Annotated in this window: 4 protein-coding genes, 1 tRNA gene and 1 riboswitch; of the genes, 2 read left to right on the forward strand and 3 right to left on the reverse strand. The window is 70.8% G+C overall.

The window, feature by feature from the left end:
- The coding region (gene trmB / locus CCL05_RS18825) for a tRNA (guanosine(46)-N7)-methyltransferase TrmB (protein WP_086561661.1) at positions 1 to 791 on the forward strand (791 nt) is incomplete at its 5' end.
- 69 nt (positions 792 to 860) lie between these two features.
- Complete coding sequence (locus CCL05_RS18830) at positions 861 to 2,237, forward strand: PrsW family intramembrane metalloprotease (RefSeq protein ID WP_086561662.1); 1,377 nt, start codon at positions 861 to 863, stop codon at positions 2,235 to 2,237.
- Positions 2,238 to 2,247: 10 nt separating this feature from the next.
- Here the strand turns inward: CCL05_RS18830 and CCL05_RS18835 are convergent, their stop codons facing one another.
- The 3 genes from CCL05_RS18835 to CCL05_RS18845 form a co-directional block, all read right to left on the reverse strand.
- Positions 2,248 to 3,192 (reverse strand): aldo/keto reductase, encoded by a 945-nt coding sequence (locus CCL05_RS18835; RefSeq protein WP_086561663.1) that lies wholly within the window; start codon positions 3,190 to 3,192, stop codon positions 2,248 to 2,250.
- Positions 3,193 to 3,310: 118 nt separating this feature from the next.
- Positions 3,311 to 4,342: a M23 family metallopeptidase gene (locus CCL05_RS18840; protein ID WP_086561664.1), complete on the reverse strand. Its 1,032-nt coding sequence runs from the start codon at positions 4,340 to 4,342 to the stop codon at positions 3,311 to 3,313.
- Positions 4,343 to 4,353: 11 nt separating this feature from the next.
- Positions 4,354 to 4,510, reverse strand: a riboswitch (cyclic di-AMP (ydaO/yuaA leader).
- Positions 4,511 to 4,799: 289 nt separating this feature from the next.
- Positions 4,800 to 4,873: transfer RNA gene (locus CCL05_RS18845), tRNA-Met, on the reverse strand.

Raw genomic sequence — 4,873 nt, forward strand, 5'->3', positions numbered from 1 at the left:
CCCCCGGTGCCTCCGTCCGGCACAGCCGGGTCAAGGGTGAGCCGCGTTTTCCCGATGGGCCGAAGGCCGATCCCGCCGGGTCGCACTTCGAGCGGCGGATCCGGAGTTTCCAGCCGCGGCGGAGCCGGGTCACAGCCGGCCAGGCGGACGCGCTTCAGCGGCTGTGGCCCAAGTGGGGCCTCGACATCGACGGCAGCCGAACCCTCGACCTGGCCGACCTGTTCGGCAACGACAACCCCGTCGTCCTGGAGATCGGCTTCGGCATGGGCGAGGCCACCGCCCGGATGGCCGCGGCCGACCCCACCACCAACATCCTCGCCGTCGACGTCCACACCCCCGGCCAGGGCAACCTGCTCAATCTCGCCGACCGGAACGGCATGTCCAACATCCGGGTCGGCAACGGCGACGCGATCATCCTCCTCCGCGAGATGCTCGCCCCGGACTCCCTCGGCGGCCTCCGCGTCTACTTCCCCGACCCCTGGCCCAAGAAGCGGCACCACAAGCGCAGGCTCATCCAGCCCGACTTCCTGACCCTGGCCGCCACCCGCCTCAGGCCCGGCGCGATCGTGCACTGCGCCACCGACTGGGAACCGTACGCCGAACAGATGCTCGACGTACTCTCGGCACACCCCGCCTTCGAGAACACGCAGGCGGCCGGTGGTTTCGCGCCCCGTCCGGACTTCCGTCCCCTGACCCGTTTCGAGGGCCAGGGACTGGACAAGGGACATGTCGTGAACGACCTCCTCTTCCGTCGCGTACAGCACGTGGACCAACCCCCCGCCGGCGCCTGACCGCACGCGCACCCCTACCTGTATCCCTCCGCCTGCGGACAGCGCCCATCCGTCGTTAGGGTCAATGCCGTGGCCACCTGCCCCCCACACACGTCGTATCCCAGCGGCCCCACCGCCGGCGCGCCCCTCTCCGGCGCACCCGTCGGCGGCGCGCCCACGGGTGGCCCCCTTCGGCACGCCCACTGGTGGCAGCGCACCTGGGTGCGCTACGGCGCGCTGACCACGCTGCTCGCGATATCCGGCCTCGTCATCCTCGCCCTGGTCCGTGAAGAGACCGGCACGGAGGGGTTCCTGGTCGGGCTGGGGCTGGCCACGCTCCCGGTGCCCCTGCTCATAGCCGCGTTCCGCTGGCTGGACCGGGTCGAACCGGGCCCCTGGCGGAACCTGCTGTTCTGCTTCGCCTGGGGCGCCTGCGCGGCGGCGCTGATAGCGATCGTCGCCAACAGCTTCGCGACCAGATGGATAGCGACGGCCACGGCGGATCCGTCCAGCGCGGACACGCTCGGCGCGACCGTCATAGCGCCGGTGGTCGAGGAGATCGCCAAGGCGGCGGCCGTGTTACTGGTCTTCCTCTTCCGGCGCCGCGACTTCACCGGCATCCTCGACGGAGTGGTCACGGCCGGCGTCACCGCCACCGGCTTCGCGTTCACGGAGAACATCCTCTACCTGGGCACCGCCTTCGGCACCGACCAGCTCACCGGCGGCACCGGCATCGCCTCCGTCACGGCGGCGACCTTCTTCGTGCGCATCATCATGTCGCCGTTCGCGCACCCGCTCTTCACCGTCCTGACCGGCATCGGCTTCGGCGTCTCCGCGCTCGCGGCGGACCGCCAGCACGTCCGCCGCGTCGCCTTCCCGCTCTCCGGGCTGCTGCTCGCGATGGGCATGCACGCGATGTGGAACGGCTCGTCGGCATTCGGCGACTACGGGTTCTTCGCCGTGTACGCGGCGTTCATGGTGCCCATCTTCGGGCTGCTGACGTGGCTGGTGATCTGGACACGGCAGCGGGAGCTGAAGACCGTACGGGCGGAGCTGCCCGCCTACGCCGTGGCCGGGTGGCTGTCCCCGGTCGAGCCGTACGCGCTCGGCTCGATGCGGGCCCGGCGGATCGCCCGCGAGTACGCCCGCCGCCACGCGGGCCGGGCGGCGGCGCGGGAGGTCGCGCGGTACGAGGCGTACGCGACGTCCCTGGCGTTCCTGCGGCACCGGGGGCGCCGCGGCCGCGCCGGTGCCGACTTCGTCGTACGGGAACGGGAACTGCTGGACGAACTGTGGCGTCGCCGGGAGGCGGCTCGACCCGCGCTGGACTACGCCGCGCGGATCACGGCCCCTCCGGTACCGGTGGCGGCCCCGCCCTGGCCGGTGCACGGGGCGTACGGGTACGGCTGTCCGGCGACACCGGCGCCGTACCCCGCCTACCCCGCGTACAACCCGTACCGGTCGTAGGAGGAACCCCTCAGGCCGAAGCCTCCGTGAGCCGCCCGACCTCCGCGTCCGTCAGCGTCAGCTCCCCGACCCCGAGCAGCGCGGGCAGCTGCTCCACCGTCCGCGCGGAGGCGATCGGCGCCACCACGGTCGGCTGGGCCGCGAGCCAGGCGAGGGCGACCGTGGCGGCGGGGACGTCGTGGGCCGCGGAGATCTCGTCGAGGGCGTCGAGGACCCGGCGGCCCCGCTCGGTCTGAAGGTGCTGGGCGGCACCGCCCGCCCGCGCGCTGTCGACGGTCGTACCGGGCCGGTACTTGCCGGTCAGGAAGCCCGACGCGAGCGCGTAGTACGGGACGGCCGCCAGGCCGGTCCGCGCGGCGAGGTCCTGGAGCTCGCCCTCGTAGGTGTCGCGGGAGACCAGGTTGTAGTGCGGCTGGAGGGCCACATACCGGGCGAGCCCCTCGCGGTCGGAGAACTCCAGGGAGGCCCGCAGCCGCTCCGCGGAGATGTTGGAGGCGGCGATGTGCCGCACCTTCCCGGCCGTCACGAGTTCGTCGAGCGCGCCGATGATCTCCTCCACCGGCACCTCGGGCTTGTCGAAGTGGGTGTAGTAGAGGTCGATGTAGTCGGTGCCGAGGCGCCGCAGGGAGGCGTCGGCGGCGGCCTTGATGTTGGCGGCGGACAGGCCCTGGAACTCGGGGTGCTGGCTGACCTTCGTGGCGACGACGACGTCCGCGCGGTTGCCGCGCGACGTCAGCCACTTGCCGAGGACGGTCTCGGACTCGCCGCCCTGGTTGCCGTCCACCCACGCCGAGTAGACGTCGGCGGAGTCGATGAAGTTGCCGCCGGCCGCGGTGTACGCGTCGAGGACGGCGAACGACTGTGCCTCGTCGGCGGTCCAGCCGAAGACGTTGCCGCCGAGGGCGAGCGGGAAGACCTCCAGGTCGGAGGAGCCGAGCTTGCGAAGAGAAGTCATGCTCCGTGTCAACGGCCGTGCGGGGGAGGCACATTCCACAAGGGAAGCAAAAGTCCCGTAAACGCCCCCCGCACGCTCCCTGCACGAACTCCCCGCGGGAAACCCGGAACGCCGGCGCTCAGACGTTCAGGCCCTTGCCCCGCAGCCACGCCATCGGGTCGATGCCGCTGTTGGACCCGCCGGTGTGGACCTCGAGGTGCAGATGCGCCCCGGTGACGTTGCCGGTCGCACCCACGCGGCCGATGACGTCGCCCGTGCTGACCTTCTGGCCGACGCTGACGCCGATGGACGACTGGTGCGCGTACCAGATCTCCGTGCCGTCATCGAGGGTCAGGACCGTCTTGTAGCCGTACGACCCGTTCCAGCCGGCCTCGGTGATGGTGCCGCTGTGCACCGCCTTGATGGGCGTGCCCGTGGGGGCGGCGAAGTCGAGGCCGGTGTGGTGGCCGGAGGACCAGTAGGCGCCGGACTGACCGAAGGTCGAGGTGATGGTGTACGCGGAGGTCGGCAGCGTGTACTGCTTGGCGAGGGCGGCGAGCCGCTCGGCCTCGGCCTTCTTCCGGGCCTCCTCCTCCGCCTTCTTCTTGGCTTCGGCGGCCTTGGCCTTGGCTTCCTTCTCGGCCTTGGCGGCGGCCTCCGTGGCCGCCTTCTGGGCGGCTTCGGCGGCGTCCTGCGCGGCCTTGGTCTCGATCTGTTCCTGCTGGTGCTCGACCTGCGCCATGATCCGGGCGCGCAGTGCCTCACCGGCGCCGGAGGTGCCCTGCTCGGTTTCGTCGGCGGCTGTGCCGAGGCTGCTGAGCGGGGTGGCGGAGCCTTCGGGGGTGTCGTCGTCCGAGATGAGGGAACCCACCGAGGGCAGGTCCGGAACGGAGATCGACACCGGCGGCTTGCCGGTCTGGGCGCTGGCCATGCCGCCCGCGCCCACGGCGGCTATGACGCCGACGCCCAGGACGGTGGAGCTGCGCGCGAGTCCTCCGCCGCGCTGCTTGGTGACGCGATGCCGGCCACGGATGGGGCGGATGGACTCCGCGGTGGGGTTCCATTCCTGGAACGGGCCCTCGTCGGTGTGGTGACCGCCGTAGCCGAAGGTTTCGGTGTCGCGCTGGTTCGGCGCGGACGGGGCCGCGGGGGCAGGCCGGTTGGACGCCACGTGGGCGTACTCCTTTCCTTCCTTCTCGCCTACCGGGTTAGCTGACGGGTTCGGAGCAGGAAGGTCTCCTACGCGCGTATACCGGCCGTGCTTCCACGGCGGCATCCGCTCGATTCACCCCAAGTGGTGGTTCCCCGGTTCCCTTTCGGGATTCGGCGCGTGCGCACGGAGCCGCCTTCTGTGACGGCTGGGACGACCGCGCTGCGTTATCGAACGTTAATAGACGCGCGGTGCGTATTCCAGCGGTTCCGCTTGATCATTAACCTTTTTCGCGCGGACCAACCTGCCATGACCGGCCCAAAACGGGCGAGTTGACCGCTCCGTAAGTGACTCACGGGTTTTGACGGTGTGTCAGTTGTGATGCGCAGCGGCGCGATTCACTCACCGAGAGTAAGGGCGAGCCCAGGGAAAACACCGAGGGCCGGAACCCTTTCGGATTCCGGCCCTCGGCCTTCAGTAGCGGGGACAGGATTTGAACCTGCGACCTCTGGGTTATGAGCCCAGCGAGCTACCGAGCTGCTCCACCCCGCG

The sequence above is a fragment of the Streptomyces africanus genome (assembly GCF_002150735.1).
Lineage (GTDB): Bacteria > Actinomycetota > Actinomycetes > Streptomycetales > Streptomycetaceae > Streptomyces > Streptomyces africanus.